The 17,221-nt window shown below is 63.2% G+C and carries 22 protein-coding genes; 13 read left to right on the plus strand and 9 right to left on the minus strand.

Going from position 1 to position 17,221, the window contains the following annotated elements:
• The first annotated feature begins 79 nt into the window (after positions 1-79).
• Complete coding sequence (locus tag E1748_RS07175; protein WP_133646411.1) at positions 80-910, plus strand: AraC family transcriptional regulator; 831 nt, start codon at positions 80-82, stop codon at positions 908-910.
• Between the two features lie 194 nt (positions 911-1,104).
• Here the strand turns inward: E1748_RS07175 and E1748_RS07180 are convergent, their stop codons facing one another.
• A complete protein-coding gene (locus tag E1748_RS07180) occupies positions 1,105-2,163 on the minus strand; it encodes a 3-deoxy-7-phosphoheptulonate synthase (RefSeq protein ID WP_240766390.1) in 1,059 nt (352 codons plus the stop codon).
• A 439-nt stretch (positions 2,164-2,602) separates the two neighbouring features.
• Between E1748_RS07180 and E1748_RS07185 the strand changes: the two genes are divergently transcribed.
• From E1748_RS07185 to E1748_RS07195, 3 genes are all read left to right on the plus strand, one after another.
• Positions 2,603-3,013 (plus strand): acyl-CoA thioesterase, encoded by a 411-nt coding sequence (locus E1748_RS07185; protein WP_133646413.1) that lies wholly within the window; start codon positions 2,603-2,605, stop codon positions 3,011-3,013.
• A 68-nt stretch (positions 3,014-3,081) separates the two neighbouring features.
• The gene (gene pheA / locus E1748_RS07190) at positions 3,082-3,981 is read left to right on the plus strand and encodes a prephenate dehydratase (protein WP_166653513.1); all 900 of its coding nucleotides are present in this window, start codon (positions 3,082-3,084) and stop codon (positions 3,979-3,981) included.
• Positions 3,972-4,733, plus strand: a complete 762-nt coding sequence (locus E1748_RS07195; RefSeq protein WP_133646415.1) for a hypothetical protein — start codon at positions 3,972-3,974, stop codon at positions 4,731-4,733. The genes pheA and E1748_RS07195 overlap by 10 nt, the downstream gene beginning before the upstream one ends.
• A gap of 273 nt (positions 4,734-5,006) precedes the next feature.
• Here E1748_RS07195 and E1748_RS31720 read toward each other — a convergent pair whose 3' ends face one another.
• Entirely contained in the window at positions 5,007-5,150 is a 144-nt protein-coding gene (locus E1748_RS31720) for a 2-hydroxycarboxylate transporter family protein (protein ID WP_240766392.1), read from the minus strand.
• Positions 5,151-5,154: 4 nt separating this feature from the next.
• On the opposite strand from E1748_RS31720, the gene E1748_RS07205 reads away from it, so the two are divergent.
• Positions 5,155-5,322: a type 2 periplasmic-binding domain-containing protein gene (locus tag E1748_RS07205; protein ID WP_205965204.1), complete on the plus strand. Its 168-nt coding sequence runs from the start codon at positions 5,155-5,157 to the stop codon at positions 5,320-5,322.
• Positions 5,323-5,325: 3 nt separating this feature from the next.
• Here the strand turns inward: E1748_RS07205 and E1748_RS07210 are convergent, their stop codons facing one another.
• The gene (locus E1748_RS07210; protein ID WP_133646416.1) at positions 5,326-6,219 is read right to left on the minus strand and encodes a DMT family transporter; all 894 of its coding nucleotides are present in this window, start codon (positions 6,217-6,219) and stop codon (positions 5,326-5,328) included.
• 66 nt (positions 6,220-6,285) lie between these two features.
• On the opposite strand from E1748_RS07210, the gene E1748_RS07215 reads away from it, so the two are divergent.
• On the plus strand, positions 6,286-7,182 hold the full coding sequence (locus E1748_RS07215) for a LysR substrate-binding domain-containing protein (protein ID WP_133646417.1): 897 nt from the start codon (positions 6,286-6,288) through the stop codon (positions 7,180-7,182).
• 4 nt (positions 7,183-7,186) lie between these two features.
• On the opposite strand, the gene E1748_RS07220 is transcribed toward E1748_RS07215, so the two are convergent.
• The 4 genes from E1748_RS07220 to E1748_RS07235 all read right to left on the minus strand — a co-directional run bounded on the left by E1748_RS07220 (position 7,187) and on the right by E1748_RS07235 (position 9,246).
• Complete coding sequence (locus tag E1748_RS07220) at positions 7,187-7,357, minus strand: DUF1427 family protein (RefSeq protein ID WP_133646418.1); 171 nt, start codon at positions 7,355-7,357, stop codon at positions 7,187-7,189.
• 24 nt (positions 7,358-7,381) lie between these two features.
• A complete protein-coding gene (locus E1748_RS07225; RefSeq protein ID WP_133646419.1) occupies positions 7,382-8,350 on the minus strand; it encodes a quinone oxidoreductase family protein in 969 nt (322 codons plus the stop codon).
• A gap of 294 nt (positions 8,351-8,644) precedes the next feature.
• A complete protein-coding gene (rpsU, locus tag E1748_RS07230) occupies positions 8,645-8,857 on the minus strand; it encodes a 30S ribosomal protein S21 (protein WP_133646420.1) in 213 nt (70 codons plus the stop codon).
• Between the two features lie 101 nt (positions 8,858-8,958).
• Positions 8,959-9,246: a hypothetical protein gene (locus E1748_RS07235; protein WP_133646421.1), complete on the minus strand. Its 288-nt coding sequence runs from the start codon at positions 9,244-9,246 to the stop codon at positions 8,959-8,961.
• A 354-nt stretch (positions 9,247-9,600) separates the two neighbouring features.
• Here E1748_RS07235 and E1748_RS07240 point away from each other — a divergent pair, with 354 nt between their 5' ends.
• The 4 genes from E1748_RS07240 to E1748_RS07255 all read left to right on the plus strand — a co-directional run bounded on the left by E1748_RS07240 (position 9,601) and on the right by E1748_RS07255 (position 11,486).
• The gene (locus E1748_RS07240) at positions 9,601-9,804 is read left to right on the plus strand and encodes a cold-shock protein (protein WP_133646422.1); all 204 of its coding nucleotides are present in this window, start codon (positions 9,601-9,603) and stop codon (positions 9,802-9,804) included.
• A 107-nt stretch (positions 9,805-9,911) separates the two neighbouring features.
• Positions 9,912-10,382: a DUF892 family protein gene (locus E1748_RS07245; RefSeq protein WP_133646423.1), complete on the plus strand. Its 471-nt coding sequence runs from the start codon at positions 9,912-9,914 to the stop codon at positions 10,380-10,382.
• Positions 10,383-10,582: 200 nt separating this feature from the next.
• Positions 10,583-10,870, plus strand: coding sequence for a hypothetical protein (locus tag E1748_RS07250; protein WP_133646424.1), 288 nt, complete (start codon positions 10,583-10,585; stop codon positions 10,868-10,870).
• A 178-nt stretch (positions 10,871-11,048) separates the two neighbouring features.
• A complete protein-coding gene (locus tag E1748_RS07255) occupies positions 11,049-11,486 on the plus strand; it encodes a YciI family protein (RefSeq protein WP_133647281.1) in 438 nt (145 codons plus the stop codon).
• Between the two features lie 13 nt (positions 11,487-11,499).
• Here E1748_RS07255 and E1748_RS07260 read toward each other — a convergent pair whose 3' ends face one another.
• Complete coding sequence (locus E1748_RS07260) at positions 11,500-12,306, minus strand: AraC family transcriptional regulator (protein WP_133646425.1); 807 nt, start codon at positions 12,304-12,306, stop codon at positions 11,500-11,502.
• 74 nt (positions 12,307-12,380) lie between these two features.
• A complete protein-coding gene (gene thrS, locus E1748_RS07265) occupies positions 12,381-13,625 on the minus strand; it encodes a threonine--tRNA ligase (RefSeq protein ID WP_133646426.1) in 1,245 nt (414 codons plus the stop codon).
• Between the two features lie 305 nt (positions 13,626-13,930).
• Between thrS and E1748_RS07270 the strand changes: the two genes are divergently transcribed.
• The 3 genes from E1748_RS07270 (at position 13,931) to E1748_RS07280 (ending at position 17,095) form a co-directional block, all read left to right on the plus strand.
• Positions 13,931-14,611 (plus strand): nucleoside/nucleotide kinase family protein, encoded by a 681-nt coding sequence (locus tag E1748_RS07270; RefSeq protein ID WP_133646427.1) that lies wholly within the window; start codon positions 13,931-13,933, stop codon positions 14,609-14,611.
• A gap of 37 nt (positions 14,612-14,648) precedes the next feature.
• Complete coding sequence (locus E1748_RS07275) at positions 14,649-15,140, plus strand: GNAT family N-acetyltransferase (protein ID WP_133647282.1); 492 nt, start codon at positions 14,649-14,651, stop codon at positions 15,138-15,140.
• A 290-nt stretch (positions 15,141-15,430) separates the two neighbouring features.
• Positions 15,431-17,095 carry a phospholipase C gene (locus E1748_RS07280; protein ID WP_133646428.1) on the plus strand — a complete coding sequence of 555 codons (1,665 nt, stop codon included), beginning with the start codon at positions 15,431-15,433 and terminating at the stop codon, positions 17,093-17,095.
• Positions 17,096-17,221 lie beyond the last annotated feature (126 nt).

Raw genomic sequence — 17,221 nt, forward strand, 5'->3', positions numbered from 1 at the left:
TGTGGAATGAGACCCATTGTTAGACGCACCGCGAGAAAGCTGATAACGTTGTTTGGCCAAAAACTACTGAATTCCAGCCATGTCGATTGCTTCGCCCGTCCGCGCGGTTTCAGCGGTGTCCGATCCGAGCGAACGCGCGGACGGTCCGTCACTGATCGCCGTATGGGGCGAAGACCAGGGCAGCGGCGAATACCGTCTCGGCACGCGTGAAGTCGACTGGCATCGGCACCTGCGCGGCCAGGTGTTCTGCGTCGAAAGCGGACTCGCGCACGTGCGGACCCAGCACGGTTCGTGGTTATTGCCGCCGCATCGTGCGGGCTGGATTCCGCCCGGCGAACAGCACAAGGTCAGCATCAGCGGCGCACTCAGCGGATGGAGCGTCGTGATCTCACCCGACGCAAGCCGCAGCCTCCCCGAGCAGCCGTGCGTGATCAGCATCAGCGAACTGATGCGCGCGCTGGTGCGACGCACGGTGTCGTGGGCCGACCAGGACAGTCTCGACGTCGAGCAGGAACGGATGAGCGTCGTGCTGCTCGACGAAATGCGTCGTGCGCCGCACGAGCCGCTGCATCTGCCGATGCCGGCGGATCGGCGTCTCTTGCGCATCGCGAATGCGATCCTCGGGCAGCCGCACGACGCTCGCCGGCTCGAAGAATGGGCCGAGTGGGCCGGCCTCTCGCCGCGCACACTCACGCGGCTGTTCGTCGCGGAAACGGGTTGCAGCTTCGCGCAATGGCGTCAGCAGGCGCGGCTCACGCGCGCGCTCGAACGTCTTGCGCGCGGCGAGAGCGTCGCGAACGTCGCCGACTCGCTCGGCTATGCGACACCGAGCAATTTCATCGCGATGTTTCGCCGCTGCTTCGGTGATTCGCCCGCGCATTACTTCGCGAAACGCAAACCGGCGCCGTGATGCCCGGCGTGGCGGGTGTGCGTGCTTCTGCATGCGCGCGCTGCGGCGCGGCTGTGCTGCCACTCTGTCGCGCTGCTGTACGACATCCAGCGCGCAACGCACCCCGCCATTCCTGCTGCTATCACTCTCGCTAGCGCCGCTAGCAACACCGGCGCACTCCAAACCGAAAAGCAACCTCATCAACTGCCGCGCATCTACGCAGCAACCGCAGGCTCGCCCGTCGAATCGATTGCGTGAATCCGGCGCCGCATGCGCACGGCCTGCGCAAGCGAATCGAGCGTGCGTACCGTGTCGTCCCACGACAGACACGCATCCGTGATGCTGCGCCCATACTCGAGCGCGCCGCCGGACACATGATCCTGACGACCGCCGAGCAGATTCGATTCGATCATCACGCCCGCAATGCGCGTATCGCCGCCCGCGATCTGCATGGCGATGTCCTCGCACACCGGAATCTGGTTCATGTACTGGCGCCGGCTGTTCGCGTGGCTCGCATCGATCACGAGCCGCGTCGACACGTTCGCCGCCGCGAGCAGATCCCACGCAGCCGAGACGCTCGCCGCGTCGTAGTTCGGCTGGCGTCCGCCGCGCAACACGACATGGCTCCACGGATTGCCGTCGGATAACGCCGCGCACGCGACGCCGTGATAGTCGATCGTCACGAAGCATTGTTCGCGCGACGCGGCGCGCACCGCATCGACGGCGATCTGCACGTTGCCGTCGGTGCCGTTCTTGAAACCGACCGGCATCGGCAGGTTCGACGCGATCTCGCGATGCGTCTGCGATTCCGTCGTGCGCGCGCCGATGGCGCCCCACGACACGAGATCGCGCAGATAGCACGGCGTAAACGGATCGAGAAATTCGGTCGCGGTAGGCACGCCGATCGCGTTGACGTCGTGCAGCACCGCGCGTGCGGTGCGCAGACCGATGTCGACGCGATGACTGCCGTCCAGATACGGATCGTTGATCAAGCCCTTCCAGCCGATCGTTGTGCGCGGCTTCTCGAAGTACACGCGCATCACGATTTCGAGGTCGTCCGCATAACGCATGCGTTCATACGCGAGTCGCGCTGCGTAGTCGCATGCGGCCTCGGGATCGTGGATCGAACACGGGCCGACGATCGCGACCAGTCGTTCGCTGCGGCCAGCGAGCGCATCGGCGACCGCCGCGCGACCCGACTCGACCGTTCGCGCAGCGCGCGGATCGCGTGGCCCCGTCTCGATGATGTCGACCGGAGACGGCAGTCGCTTCATGCGACCACTGTCCAGCGCGGCAGGTAACGGCTGCATCGCATCTCTCCACTTTCTGTTTTGATCGACCCGCGCACGGGAGGAGATGCCGTTATATAAAGAACGCATTTCCCGCACAACTAATAGCTTTATCAGTTAATCCGGAATATTCATATGAAAGAGGAGCATAAGATTTTTTAAAATACCTACTCTTTTAGATGGTTATCGAATACCCACCCGTCATTTGCCCGACTTATTTATCCACGAAGCATCAAAACTGCCCGATATACCGTATTTTCAATGCTAAATCGATAACAGTCGATAATTCAAAACCCAAAATATGATCGCCTGTTAATTGTATTAGTAGCGGCACCTATCTCTTTCGCTTAACGTTTCGCCGTGTGCATCTTTCATTAAAAGACGCGCACAAAAAACATTTTGCGAATTCCCCAGGAGAAATGTCATGTCGAAGCGCCACTACGAAACGCCGATACAGGTCAAATATCGCGACACGGACTCGATGGGGCACGTCAGCAGCCCCGTCTATTACGACTATCTGCAGCACTCGTATCTCAGCTACATGTTCGATCTGCTCGATCTGCCGCGCTCGGAAAAACTGCCGCACATCATGGTGAAAACCCAATGCGAATATCTGTCGCCCGCGCTGTTCGGCGACAACCTCACGGTGCGCTCCAGTGTCGTGAAGTTCGGCAGCAAGAGCTTCGAGCTCGAGCATGTAATGGAGCGAGACGACAGCACCGTCGTCGCGCGCGGCGCGTCGACGCACGTGATGTTCGACTACGCGACCAACCGCACAGCCATCGTGCCCGAGGATTTCAAGGAGAAGGTGCTGACCTTCCAGGGTTCGCTCTGATGCTCGCGGTCGGGTTCGAGGGCACGGGCCGCTTCAAGACAGACGCCTCTTTATCACCGGGAGTGACCGTGGACGATACGTCGATCGCGGAACGCGAAGTGGCTTACCTGGGACCGCCGGGCACGTACTCGGAAGAAGCGGCGCGCGCGTGCTTCGGCGATGCCATGCGCACGCGTCCGTGCCGCTCGATCGACGAGACGTTCGAAGCGGTCGCAGCCGGGCTCGTCACGCACACGGTCGTGCCGATCGAGAACTCGACCGAAGGACCGGTGACGCGCACGCTCGATCTGCTGTTCGATACGCCGGCGTCGATTGTCGGCGAGACGGTGCTGCCGGTGCGTCACTGTCTGCTGTGCTCGGACACCGCATCCGATGGGCCAAATGCGCACGCCACGTTCGATACGCTCGAATGCGTGCTTGCGCATCCGCAGGCGCTTGCGCAGTGTCGCGCGTGGCTCGATGCGCATGCGCCGCGTGCGCGTCGCGTCGAAGTGTCGAGCAACGCGGAAGCGGCACGACGCGCGGCCGGCAGCGCACATCACGCGGCAATCGCGAGCGATGCGGCCGCGCGCCGCTACGGCTTGCGCATCGCCGCCGAAGCGATCCAGGACGTGCCGTCGAACTGCACGCGCTTCATCGTGCTGGGCCACCACACGCCTGAACCGACCGGCTTCGACCGCACGAGTGTCGCCGTGCAGCTCGAACATCGGCCGGGCGCGCTCGCGCGATTGCTTGCGCCGCTCGAACGGCATGGCGTGTCCGTGCTGTGGATGGAAGCGCGGCCGCAGCGCGAAACGCCGTGGTCGTATCGCTTCATCGTCGATCTCGACGGCCATTGCGCGCAGCCCGCAATGGCCGCCTCGCTTGGCGCGATGCGGCAGGCTGGCGAATCGCTGCGCGTCCTCGGTTCCTACCCGCGTGCGCGTGCCGGCGCGTCGATCCCTGCTGGAGTGGCACGATGCGCGTAAATATCGAACACACCCGACGCCGCGTCCGCGCGATTCTGACCGGCCGCGACGATCGTCTGATCGTTCTGCTGACGTGTGCCGCGCCACGGCTGATTCATGCGGAACCGGCACGGCGTTTGCGCGAACTGGCCGGCCGCTATGAGGACGAACTGGAAATTCTCGTCCACGTGCCCGATCTGCTCGACCACGCGCACACCGACACGGACATACCGCTGTGCCGTTGCCGCGCGTACAAGACGCTGCGCTATCTGCAGCGGACCGGGTTGCCCGCGGTCGTCGGTCATGGTGTGCGGCATGATGCGCATCGGCGGCATGCGGATCTGATCGCGCTCGCGTGCTGGACCACGACGCGCGACGCCGCATCGACGGCACAGGGGCCCGCTTATCGCGCGCCTGGAATGCTGGTGCCGGCGTCGACCGCGTTGCGCTGGAATGGCACGGAAGCGATTGCGTCACAAGCCGGTATCGTCGTCGATCTGACGGCTGCGGCCTGCGGCACCGAAGGCTCCGATAGCGCGCTCGACACGGTGCGCAGCATCGCTAACGCCGCGTTGTACGGCGAACTGCCGATGGTCGGCGCAAGTCTCGATGGGCGTTTTGCGGAAGCGGACGGTGCGTCGGATGCGCTGGGTCACACACACTGGAACATCGATGCGGCCGAAGCGGCGCTCGACATGCTGTCGAACGCGGTCTTCATGCGCCGCATTGCGACGGCGACGCGTGGGGGAGGCGCGGGACTCAGACGGCTTTAACGCCGCACACCATCCCGCAGACCAATGCGGCACACCCCTTGCTGAGTCCTTCTCATGAACTTCCCACGAAGCCATTCCGCGCTTCGGGGACAACCATGAGGAGGGCATCGTCATGCCTTATCTGCTCGGCTGGTTACTCGGCGTCCCGGTGATCGTGCTGGTGATTCTTTACCTGATCTTTCACTAATCCACTCAAGATTTACGCCATCGGTTCCGCACGCGCGGCGCGACAACGCCACGCGTGCGGGCTGCCGCATTTGCATTCAGCGGCATTCAGCGCAACGCCGCGAGCGGCATCAGCTCCATCCGGTTGACCGCCGTGAGAATCGCAACGTCGCCGGTGCCGCCGAGGCTTTCGCGAATTATCCGCGGCCGCTCCATGTGGGCCGGCCGCTTTTCGCCGACGTAGTTGAGCAACCCCGTGCCCGACATCTCGTCGCCGCTGCTCGCGGGTCCGCGCGTCGCAAAGCTGCCGTTGCCGGTCAAGACCGAGCCGCGTCGCTTTGGCGTGCTGTGGCAGCGGCAGTCGGTGCTCGCGAAGCTGTTCCGCGATTTGGTGGACACCGCGCACGAGGTTGTCGCGCGCTGAACTTCAGCTGCGTCCGCGCAGCGCAACGAACACCACGCCACCGATCGCCATCAATCCGCCGATCAACGTCGACACGCCGGGACGTTCGCTGGTCATGCCGATCGACAGCAGCATCGCAACCGCAGGCGTCAGATAAAGAAAATTCGAAGCGCGCGCCGCGCCAAAGTGCCCGAGCGCGATCGTCCACGTCGCGTAACCGAGCGCCGCCGGAAAGATGCCGAGTTCGAGCACGGCGAACCACGTTTCATGCGAAGCAGTCGACAGCGCATGCAACGCGCCTGGCAACCACGGCGACAGCAGCACCGCACCGGCGAGCAGCGTGTACGCGGTACACGCGAGCGGCCCATACACCGGAATCAACCGACGCTGCAGCACGAAATAGAGCGCGGAGCACATCGCTGCGCCGAGCACGAGGCTTGCACCCGCGCCGAGTGCAAGACCACCCGGCTGACCACTCGCGATCAACCCGATGCCCGCGAGACTAAACAGCGAACCCGCCCAGCCCCAACGGTTGAAACGCTCGCCGAGGAAGATCGTCGCGAGTACCGCCGTGAAAATCGGCAGCGTGTTCACGATGAAGCTCGCCGCTCCTGCGGCGACCGTCAGTTCGCCGGTGTTCAGAAGCGCGTTGTACAGCGCGATGCCGAAGAAGCCGCACAGCACGAAAAGCCCCGCATGACGCAACGTCGGACGCTTAGGCCGCTGCACGACGAGCCAGACGACGATCAGCACAGCAGCCGTCGCGAACCGCGCGGCCGCAAGCTGCAACGGCGCGAGCCCCTGCAGACCGATACGGATGAATGGAAACGCGGACGCCCACGACAGCACCGTGAAGGCGACCGCACCGATGGCCGCGAGCGACGCGGGCCGTCTGCGCAATAACGTAGAGGTATTCATGCGCTTATCGTGCCGCGCGGCGAGCTGCTAAGCTAGCGCACAGATCGATGCTCTGATGTGAATGCCATGCACACCCCGACAAGACCGCCGCTTGCCAGCCTCGAAACCGTTTGTCTCGTTGCGAGCGTGGGCTCGTTCAGCGCGGCCGCCGACGCGAGCGGCGTCACGCACGGCGCGATCAGCCGACGTATCAGTGCGGTGGAAAACTGGCTGGGCGTCGCGCTGTTCGAACGACATGGACGCGGCGTGCGTCTGACGCCCGACGGGCAACGCTTCGTCGGGCGCATCGAGCACGCGTTTCAGGTGATCGACGAAGCAGCGGATCAGTGGCGCGCGAGCCGCACCACGCGAGCCGTGAAAATCAGCATCGTGCCCGCGTTCGCGAAGCTGTGGCTGTTCGACCGGCTCGCCGCGCTCGAAGGCGGTACGCCGCCGCTGCAGGTCCAGATCCAGATCGAGAACCGCACCGTCGACGTCGCAGCCGGCGAGGCCGACATCGCCATACGCTACGGACGCGGCGCATGGCCGAACCTCGACGCGGAGCGTCTGATCACCGAAACGTTGTATCCCGTCGCGCATCCGACGCTCGCCGCACGTGTGAAGGGCGGCGGCATCGACGCGCTTCACACGCAGCCACTACTGCACGATTCCGATCTGACCGGCTGGCGCGCGTGGTTCGCGGCGCGCGGCGTCGCATTGAAGCCACGTGTGCAGGATCGTCGGTTCGAGGACTACACCCTCGTGCTCGCTGCCGCCGAAGCCGGTCTCGGCATCGCGCTCGCGCGTGCACCGATCGTCGATGCGTGGCTCGCGCAGAGTCCGCTGGTACGCGTGAGCCGGTTTAGCGTGACGTGTCCGCTCGCGTACCACCTCGTCACCGCACGTCACGAACGACGCGCGGAAGTGCTGGCGCTCGTCGAACGGTTGCGCGATGCGGCGCGTCCACATCGCACGCGCGGCTGACCCATCAAACGTGCGACAGCAGCGTGCGCACGACGGGAATCAGATGCTCGCCGCCCAGCATGCCGAGCAGCCCGACCAGCGCGATCGTCGGTGGCGCCGGCGATTTGACGTCGACGAGGTGGTACAGCAGACCCACCGCAACACCGACCGCAAGCGAGACCAGATAAGGTTTCATCACAGACTCCTCTCCTTGCATCGCTCACGACAGATCGATCACCACGCGACCGCGCGTGCCGGCCGCGACCGCCGCGTACGCTTCGCGCGCCTGCGAGAGCGGAAAACGCTGCGCAATCACCGGCGCTTCGAAGCGACCGCTCTCGAAGCCTTCGGCGAGCGCCGTCATCAGCGGAGCGGCTTCCGCGACACCAAGCTTCGCGCTGTCCGCACCGAACAGCTGGGTTTCGTTGTGATAGAAGTCGATCAGATCAAACTCGACGCGACGCTTGCCCGTCGCGCTGATCTCGACGACGCGGCCGCGCTGCTTCACGAGCGCGAGCGCCGTTTCGAACATCACGCCGCCCACCGCGTCGTACACAACGTCGGCGCCTGCGCCGTTCGTCAGCGCGCGGACTTGCTCGACAGCGTGGTCGTCGATCGGCACGTAGTGGTCGAGTAACCGCGCGGCCGGCGAACCATCGGCAGGCTGATGACGATCCAGCGCGATCACGCGCGCGCCGCGCGCTTTCGCGATCTGCGTCACCGCGCCGCCCACGCCGCCCGATGCGCCGATCACGACGATCGTCTCGCCTTCGGCAAGCTTCGCGTACTCGACCGTGCCAAGCCACGCGACCACGAAGTTCACACCGATCGACGCCGCCTGTTCGTGGCTCAGCGTCGACGGCTTGCGGCTCAACGCGGCGACCGGGATTTCGAGCAACTCGGCGTGCGTGCCGTTACGCGTGAAACCGATATCACCACCCGTGCCCCAGACATCGACACCGAGCCATTCGTCGGGACCGGCAACGACCGTCCCGCTGAAATCGCGACCCGGCACGCGCGGCAACGTCGTGTGCTCGAAGTGACCGCCGACGTTCTTCACGTCGCTCGGATTCACCGACGCGCTTTTCACGCGCACGAGCGCGTTGCCGGGTGCGGGCTGCGGGTCGGGAAGGTCGAGGTAGTCGAGTACGTCGGGCGTGCCGGAAGTCTTGAACTGGATGGCTTTCATGAGATCGCTCCTGAGGTCGGTGCTGTGACAGGTGCTGCATCGAGCAGCTTCAGGGCGAAGTCTAGATGGCGGAATGGCGGCTGTCTGGACAAAGGCATTCGAATATCGGACAGCGCGGGCGGGCGGGAAAGAGACTGCAAAGAGACTGCAAAGCACCCGTTCGGCGCGCCAACCGATCGGGGACAACGAGAGGTGAGACGGGTGACCGGCGTCGATGCTGCGGGCTTGCGCCGCGTCATCGCGCCCGATCACCTGATGCACGCATCACACGCGTGCGCCGATCGACAACCGGTATCAGTACTGCTTTTTCGGCGGCATCGAACGCCGGATCTGCTTGCGCAGTCGCGCGACAGCCATCGCCTTCTTGCGTTTGCGTTCGGTGGTCGGCTTCTCATAGGCCGTACGTGCACGCAGTTCCTTGATCAGGCCGGTGGATTCGATCGAACGGCGGAAACGGCGGATAGCGACCTCGACGGGCTCGTCGGGTTTAAGAATTACTGTGGTCAAATCATTCCTTTGATATGAAATAGACAGCGCGCGTTCGCGACGACGCATTGGAGATCGCAGGTTCGCGAAGTATCGGCCAAGGTCGTCAACCGTCGAACGCGTTACAGGTCGCCTACCGAAGCACCGGCCACCTTCCCGTCGACGATGTCCTGACCTTGCTGGCGGGCAGCGCGTCGGGCAATGCCGAAGTCCGTGAAGACGTCCTCCCGTTCCAACCTGAAAACACGGCTCGCGCCGGTTGCACCCGAGGCACCCTGGCGGCAGATACGCACCGCGACATCGTAGCCTTCCGCATAACGCGAATGCCCGTCGAAGCGATTAAATGCACGCGCAAAAACGAGGGGATACAGTTCAAACCCCTTGTAAAGAAGGGACAGGGATGCGGACATGGTCGCTCCTCGACAAGGGAACACGCACTATACATGCGAACTGCGTGCCAGTGACCCGGATTGATGCGACCCCACCCGAGAATCGTTCGTACGCCAGATAATAGGCAACGCTGCATGTCGACATAAACTTCGATCGCGATTCCGCTCTTTGTCGAGCGGATCTCAAGCAAGGTGTTACCAGAAATGCCTTGACCGTTTACAAGCTAGTGCGTATGTTCAGCCCTGAAGTTCAAGAAGTTCGATTGCTGCTCATCAATCAACCGCTTATTGCGCGGTATTCGTTGTCCTCTCTCTCCTTGATCCTCGTTTCCCGTTTCGCTCCGAAACGACCTAAATTTTTATCAAGGAATTCTCATGGATACCGGCACCGTCAAGTGGTTCAACGATAGCAAAGGCTTCGGCTTCATCACGCCCGACGCAGGCGGCGACGACCTGTTCGCACATTTCTCGGAAGTGCGCGGCGAGGGCTTCAAGACACTGGCCGAAAACCAGAAAGTCAGCTACGAAACGAAGCGCGGCGAGAAAGGTTTGCAGGCTGCGAACATCACCCCGCTCTAAATCTGCTGGCCCTGACTGACTTGCGGGCGCACACGCTTCACCGTGCGCTCTTTCGCAATGACGAAGGGTGATCACGCATCGCGTTTTCAGAAAGGCGGTCGCCCGCCATGGCTGACCCACGGCAAGATCTGCTGCATGTGCTGCGACGCGCGTATGCGTTGGCGCAGGACGTCGAACGATCGCTGAAGCAGTTCAGCGATCGGCACGCCGGTCAGGCCGCGCTCGCGGGCCCCGTCACAGCATGTCTGACGCAAACGCTCGACCAGCAACGCATGCTGGCCGAGTGTCTGCGCAGAATCGACAACGGGACGCCCCTCCCGCCATCGAGTCAGGCGGATTCCACCGCCGTACGCCCGCTATCCGCAGATCGGTCGAATCAATCAACCGACGACGCGGTCCACGAGCTGACCCGTATACACGTTTTGGTACTTCAGGAAATCGACGTCTATTCGTCGGGAATTGCCACAGCGGAATCCGGTGGTTTCTTTGAAACCCGGCTCGTCTGCGAAGGCATTCTGCTGCAGAAATCCACCATGGCAGCGTGGCTCTCCAGGGCCACCAACCGAACCGCAGTTTAAATAGCTGTAGCGTAGGCTCACGCTTATGCGTGCCGTGATCCGCGTACGCACAGAATCCATCCCGCAAGGCTCGCTCTTTTTATCTTGCCTGTCCTGGGACGCTTCCCTTCGCGGGAGCACGCCCGCTTCATATCCGTCTAAACAGCGGAAAGCCCTACCCATTCAATACCGGCTGCATGCCGCAGCCTCAGGAACACATCATGACAACTACTTCCCGTTTTTATCGGGGACTCGAAATCTGTCCGCTCGTCTATCCGCGTCAAGCGACGCAAACGGGATTCGGACATAACTATGACGAAGGCTTCGACGCATCCGTTCGTATTTCCGAATCGGACACGACGACGGACAGCCCGCGTAGCCGCGTATTCCGCGTACCGGGAGCGCGCCCGTTTCAAAGCGCAGGCGATGCGCGGCGCGCGTCCGCTGTTTACGCCGAACAGCTGATCGACGGCGGTGTGTCCGCTCAAACCCTCTGGGGCCAGCGGTAGAAAAGGGGGCTTTGCCTCACGAATGTCGCCTTTGCCACGACTCAAAAGAATTTTCCCGCTGCTGTCGATTCACGCTCCCCTCGTTCGTCGTGCTGTATGAGAGCCAGCCCAAAACCCGATGCCAACCGGCTGGGCGCATGGCTCCGACAACCCGGTCAGTGAATTCAAGGAGAAGACGATGCGTGTCATGGTGATGGTGAAAGCGACGAACGAATCGGAAACCGGCAAGATGCCCAGCACGGAGCTGTTAGCGGCAATGGGCAAGTTCAACGAAGAACTGGTCAAAGCCGGCGTGATGCTCATGGGCGAAGGGATGCATCCGAGTTCGCGCGGCAAGCGGGTGCATTTCTCGGGCAGCAAGCGCACCGTGATCAATGGGCCATTCGCCGAAACGAAGGAACTCGTCGCGGGGTTCTGGCTGTGGCAAGTCAAATCGATGGAGGAAGCGGTCGAGTGGGTGCGGCGCTGCCCGAATCCGATGCTCACCGACTCCGACATCGAAATCCGTCCGCTGTATGAAGTCGCCGATTTCGGCGCCGAATTCACGCCCGAACTGCAAGCGGACGAGGAACGTCATCGTGCGGAGATTGTGAAGGCCGCGAAGAAGCCGCAGTGACCGCCGTTCAGATTCAGGTCGTGCTGTCCTCGCCGGACGACTCTTCGAGCGTCCGGTGCGGATGCAGGCCAGTAGGCGGTACGCCGAGTTCGCGGCGAAACATGTCGCTGAAACTGCTCGGCAGATAGCCGAGCGAACGCGCGACACGACTCACCGGCTGCCCCTCCGCGAGCCACGACACGGCGACCGCGAGCTGCACCTGACGTCGCCATTCGGCGAAGCCCATTCCGAGCTCGCGTTGAAACAGCCGCGACAGCGTGCGCGAACTCGCACCGACTGTCTCCGCGTGCTGTTCGAAACCAATCTCCAGTGACGGGTGTGCGATCACCGCTTCGCACAGCATCGTGAGCCGCTTGTCCGACGGACCCGGCAGCGGAATACGCTGCACGTGCCGGCGCGCATGCGCGAGTTCCATCACGATGAGCCGATACGCAGTCTGCAGATATTTTTCGTCGCGCTCGGGTTCATGCTCGGCGAGCGTCGTGATCAGTTCGCGCAGCAGTCCGCTCACGTCGAACACGTCCGGCGCCTTGCTCAGATGCTGCACGTAGCGCTTGTGCAGATAGACGTTGCGCATGTCGACGGCGCTCATCATCGAGATCGAATGCTCGGTGTCCGGCGGCAACCACACGGCGCGCTGCGGCGGCACGACGAGCGCTTCCCTGCCGATCTCCACCCACATCACACCCGCCGCCGCATACAACACCTGCGCCCAGTCGTGCCGATGCGGATCGATGCGCGTGCCGCGCACGTAGTGTCGCGCGAGCGAGCGTCCGTGATCGGGGCCGGTGTGCAGATCGGGTGGAAGGGCTTTGGGCATCGAAAGGTGAGAGAGTTCGGGAGCGCGGCGATGGGCTTTAGCATACCGTAGCGGCCACGTGCGCCGCTGGTCGACTAAGCCGCACCGACCGCCTCGTCGAGCGCCAGACGCAACTGCTCTACTCGACCGGCTGGAGAAGCACACTCTTCGCGCAACCTCGCGATCGCCTCGTCGGCGTGCAGCGTCGCCTGCGTACCGTCGCGCCGCCGCAGTGTCACCGCACCACTTGCCGCTTCGCGCGCCCCGACGATTGCCATCACCGGCAATCGATATGCACGCGCATCGACGATCTTGCGCGGCAGACGCTCCGCACGAAAGTCGGACAGCACGCGCAGCCCGGCATCGGTGAAGCGCGCCGCGAGCCTGCATGCGTAGTCGTGTTCCCGCTCGCCGATGTTCGCGACAACGACCTGGTCCGGCGCGAGCCAGCCCGGTAGCCAGCCATCATGGTGTTCGAGCAGGATGCCGATGAAACGCTCGAGACTGCCGAGCACCGCATGATGGATCATCACGGGGCGCGCTTTCGCGCCGTCGCTCCCGACATAGCTGGCATCGAGCCGATCGGGCAGCACGTAGTCGAGTTGCGCCGTGCCGCATTGCCAATCGCGCCCATAGCGGTCGGTCAGCAGGAATTCGAGCTTCGGTCCGTAGAACGCACCGTCGCCCGGTTGAATGCGCGGGGCAAGACCCGCCGCTTCGGCGGCTCGCGCAAGCAGCGCTTCTGCACGGTCCCACATCGCGTCGTCGCCCGCGCGACTCGCGGGACGCGTCGATAGCGCCACGTCGAAGCGCTCGAAGCCGAAATCAGCGTACACGTGCCGCAGCAATGCGCAGAAGCGCACCAACTCGTCGATCACCTGCTCCGGCGTGCAGAACACGTGCGCATCGTCCTGCGTGAACGCGCGCGCCCGCATCAGTCCATGCAATGCCCCCGAAGGCTCCGCGCGGTGCACCGCGCCGAACTCCGCATAGCGCACCGGCAGCTCGCGATGCGACCGCACACGCTGCCCGAAAATCTGCACGTGACACGGACAGCTCATCGGCTTCAGACAAGCGTCACGTCCATCGCTGTCGAGCGAGTACATCGCCGCGCCAAACTTGTCCCAATGGCCGCTTCGTTCCCACAGCGATCGTGCGAGCAGTTGCGGAGTACGGATCTCGCGAAAGCCAGCCTGCTGCATTCGCGTCTGGATGTAGTTTTCTATCGCGCGATACAACGCCCATCCGCGCGGATGCCAGAAGACCATGCCAGGGCCTTCGTCCTGCTGATGAAACAGATCGAGCGCCTGGCCAAGCGCACGATGATCGACTTCTTCCACGGCATTCTCCTTCAGGTTGCGCACGACAACCGGACGGAGAACGCAAATGAAAAAGCCCCGTCCGGTACGGGCGGGGCTTCGGGTTCGTGTGTGACGCGTTACTGCATTTACCTCGACACGCGACCTCCCGTCGACCCGCCGGTGGCGGTCGTCGTGGTGGTGGTCGCGGTGGTAACGAGTCGTGCGTTCATGTGGTCAATGTAGCGGCGTGGCGCGGCACTGTCAATTTTCCCGACTCCTCCCGCCAATTGCAAGACATCGCTCGACTCCCGCACAATCCCTGCAGAAAACACGGAGAGAAATTGATGACAGACACCCGCGCGAAAGCAGTCGAGACCCTGGCCAGCAGAATCGTCGAAATGAATTCGCCGGGGCCGCTACGAATCGCAATCGACGGACGCACTGCATCGGGCAAGACAACCCTCGCCAACGAGCTTGCAACTGCAATCCAGCAATCGGGCCGCCCCGTAATCCGGACATCGATCGATGGCTTTCACCGGCCCAAGGCCGAACGCTATGCGCGGGGCCGCTATTCGGCGGAGGGCTACTACCGGGACGCTCGCGACCTCGACGCGATCGTGCGTCTTCTGCTCGCGCCGCTCGGACCGCAAGGAGATCGAAGCTACTGCACGACATCGTTCGATCTTGCCGCAGACGTACCGCTGCCGCTGACGTTCGAGGTCGCCGATCCACACGCGGTACTCGTCGTCGACGGTACGTTTCTGCAACGCCCGGAGCTGAAACCGTGGTGGGACTTCACGGTCTTCGTGGATACGGATGAACACGTCGCAGAGCGTCGCGGCATCGCACGCGACGCCGCGCACATGGGCGATCTCGAACTCGCGACGCGATTGTTTGCAGAGCGCTACCGGCCCGCGTTCGAACTGTACGCCCGCGAAGTCGATCCCGTAGCGGAAGCCGATGCGATATGGGCCAACAACGATGTCGACAACCCCAGGCTGCGGATAAAAACCGAAGTACGATAGCGACATGTCCTCTTTTAACAAGAACCCGGAGTCCCCGTTGCCGATTCACATCCGTTCCGCAGTCGAAAGCGACGCGTCGCTGATTCTCGATTTCATCGTCGAACTGGCCATCTACGAAAAAGCCGAGCATGAAGTCAAGAGCACCGTCGAGACGATCCGCACGAGCCTGTTCGAAGCGGGGTCACCGGCCCGCGCGCTGATCTGCGAAATCGACGGCGAGCCCGCGGGCTACGCCGTGTTTTTCCTGTCGTACTCGACATGGCTCGCGAAGAAAGGCCTGTACCTCGAAGACCTCTACGTATCGCCGAAGCATCGTGGCACCGGTGCGGGCAAGCGCCTGCTGCGGCATCTCGCGCAGCTCGCGATCGCCGAAGGCTGCGGTCGCTTCGAGTGGAGCGTGCTCGACTGGAACGAGCCGGCAATCCGTTTCTACGAATCGATCGGAGCCAGCGCGCAATCGGAATGGGTCCGCTACCGGCTCGCAGGCGACGCGCTTCACGCATTCGCCGCTGAGCCAACCACGGCCTGACCACTACGGCCACTGTCCCTTCTTCTTCGCCACGCGGCCACTGTGCCGCGTGGCGCAAATCTCGCAGTGCTCCTGATCGTTCCTTTCGGAATTGCATCGTTCGGTAAGTCCTCCGAAAGCGACCCGCCTCTGTAGCTTCACACCCGGATGTTTCAATTCGAACGCTCTGATGCACGCCTTAAAAGGCTCCGCAGCAGCGATGCGTCGCCCTCCCCACACGTAAGACCGCATCGAACGCTGCTGCCGGAGACCCTGACAACGAAGTCAATCAATCAGTGGAGCTTCGCAAAATGTTTCGTCAAGCCATGATCGCCGTCCCGTTGACCGGGCTGGCACTTGCGCTCTATGCCTGCGGCAGCGACAGCGTAAATCACGTCTCCGCACAAGACGCCCAGAACACGGCCACCCCGATCAAGCACCTCGTCGTGATCTACGGCGAGAACGTGTCGTTCGACCACTACTTCGGGACCTATCCGACCGCGACGAACCCGAGCGGTGAACCGGCGTTCAACGCAGCCGCTGGCACGCCGACGGTCAATGGTCTGTCGGGCACGCTGCTGACGGCGAACCCGAACTCCACGAACACCGCGAACGGCACCGACGCGGCGAACCCGTTCCGCCTCGACCGTACGCAGGCGGCCACGGCGGACATGAACCACTCGTACACGCCCGAGCAGCAGGCCGCCGACAACGGCGCAGCCGACCTGTTCCCGAAATTCACGGGCACGGCGACGAGCGGCGGCGCGGGCGCATTCGGCACGAAGGGCCAGGTGATGGGCTTCTTCGACGGCAACACGGTGACCGCGCTGTGGAACTACGCGCAGAAGTTCGCGATGAGCGACAACGCGTACACGGCGACCTACGGCCCGTCGACGCCCGGCGCGCTCGAAGTGGTGTCCGGCCAGACCAACGGCATGCAGATCGTCAAGACAACGAAGCAGGTGTCGACGCTCGCGGCTTCGTCGTACTTCATCAACGACGGCCAGGGCGGCCTGACGATGATCAACGACGTCGATCCGGCCAACGATACGTGCTCGAGCACGACCGACACCGCGATGATGACCGGCAAGAACATCGGCGATCTGCTGAACACGCAGAAGATCACGTGGGGCGGCTTCATGGGCGGCTTCAACCTGTCGACGACGAATAGCAACGGCACGACGGCCTGCAAGCGCAGCACGATCGCCACCGCCGTGAACGCAGCCGTCGCCGACTACGTGCCGCATCACAACTGGTTCCAGTACTACACGTCGACGGCGAACCCGGCGCACACGCGCCCGAGCGCGACGGCCGCGATCGGCCAGAGCCTCGAAGCCGACGGCAAGACGCCGGAACCGGCAAACCACCAGTACGACACGGACGACTTCTTCGCGGCCGTGCAGGCGGGCAACTATCCGTCGGTGAGCTTCCTGAAGGCACCGGCCGCGCAGGACGCGCACGCGGGCTACTCGGATCCGCTCGACGAGCAGCAGTTCGTCACGAAGGTGGTCAACTTCCTGCAGCAGCAGCCGGACTGGAAGAACACCGCCGTCGTCATCACGTATGACGACTCCGACGGCTGGTACGACCACCAGTACATGGCCCCGACGAACCCGTCGTTCGATGCGGTCGACCAGGTGAACGGCAACGGCGTGTGCGGCACCGGCACGCCGCTGGCAGGCGTCACTGCCGCATCGGTCAACGGCCGCTGCGGTCCGGGTGTGCGGATTCCGTTCATGGTCGTGTCGCCGTGGGCGAAGACGAACTATGTCGATCACACGTTCATCAACCAGGCATCGGTCGTCCGCTTCATCGAGGACAACTGGCTGAACAGCGCGCGTCTCGGCGGCGGTTCGTTCGATGCAACCGCTGGCGACATGCGCGGCATGTTCAACTTCAGCGGCAGCGCGAACACGACGGCCCTGTTCCTCGATCCGACGCTCGGCACGCAGGTGAGCACCGCGCCGGCTCTCTGATCTTCTGATCGCTACTGCAACTGCCTTCGTGACCGGCCCGCGCCGGTCACGGGCAACAGGTCCCGCCGTGCTGCAGCCGGTTCATCGGTTGCAGCACGGCTCTTTTGCTTGTCAGTCCGTATAGAA

It is taken from the genome of Paraburkholderia flava (assembly GCF_004359985.1).
Classification (GTDB): Bacteria; Pseudomonadota; Gammaproteobacteria; order Burkholderiales; family Burkholderiaceae; genus Paraburkholderia; species Paraburkholderia flava.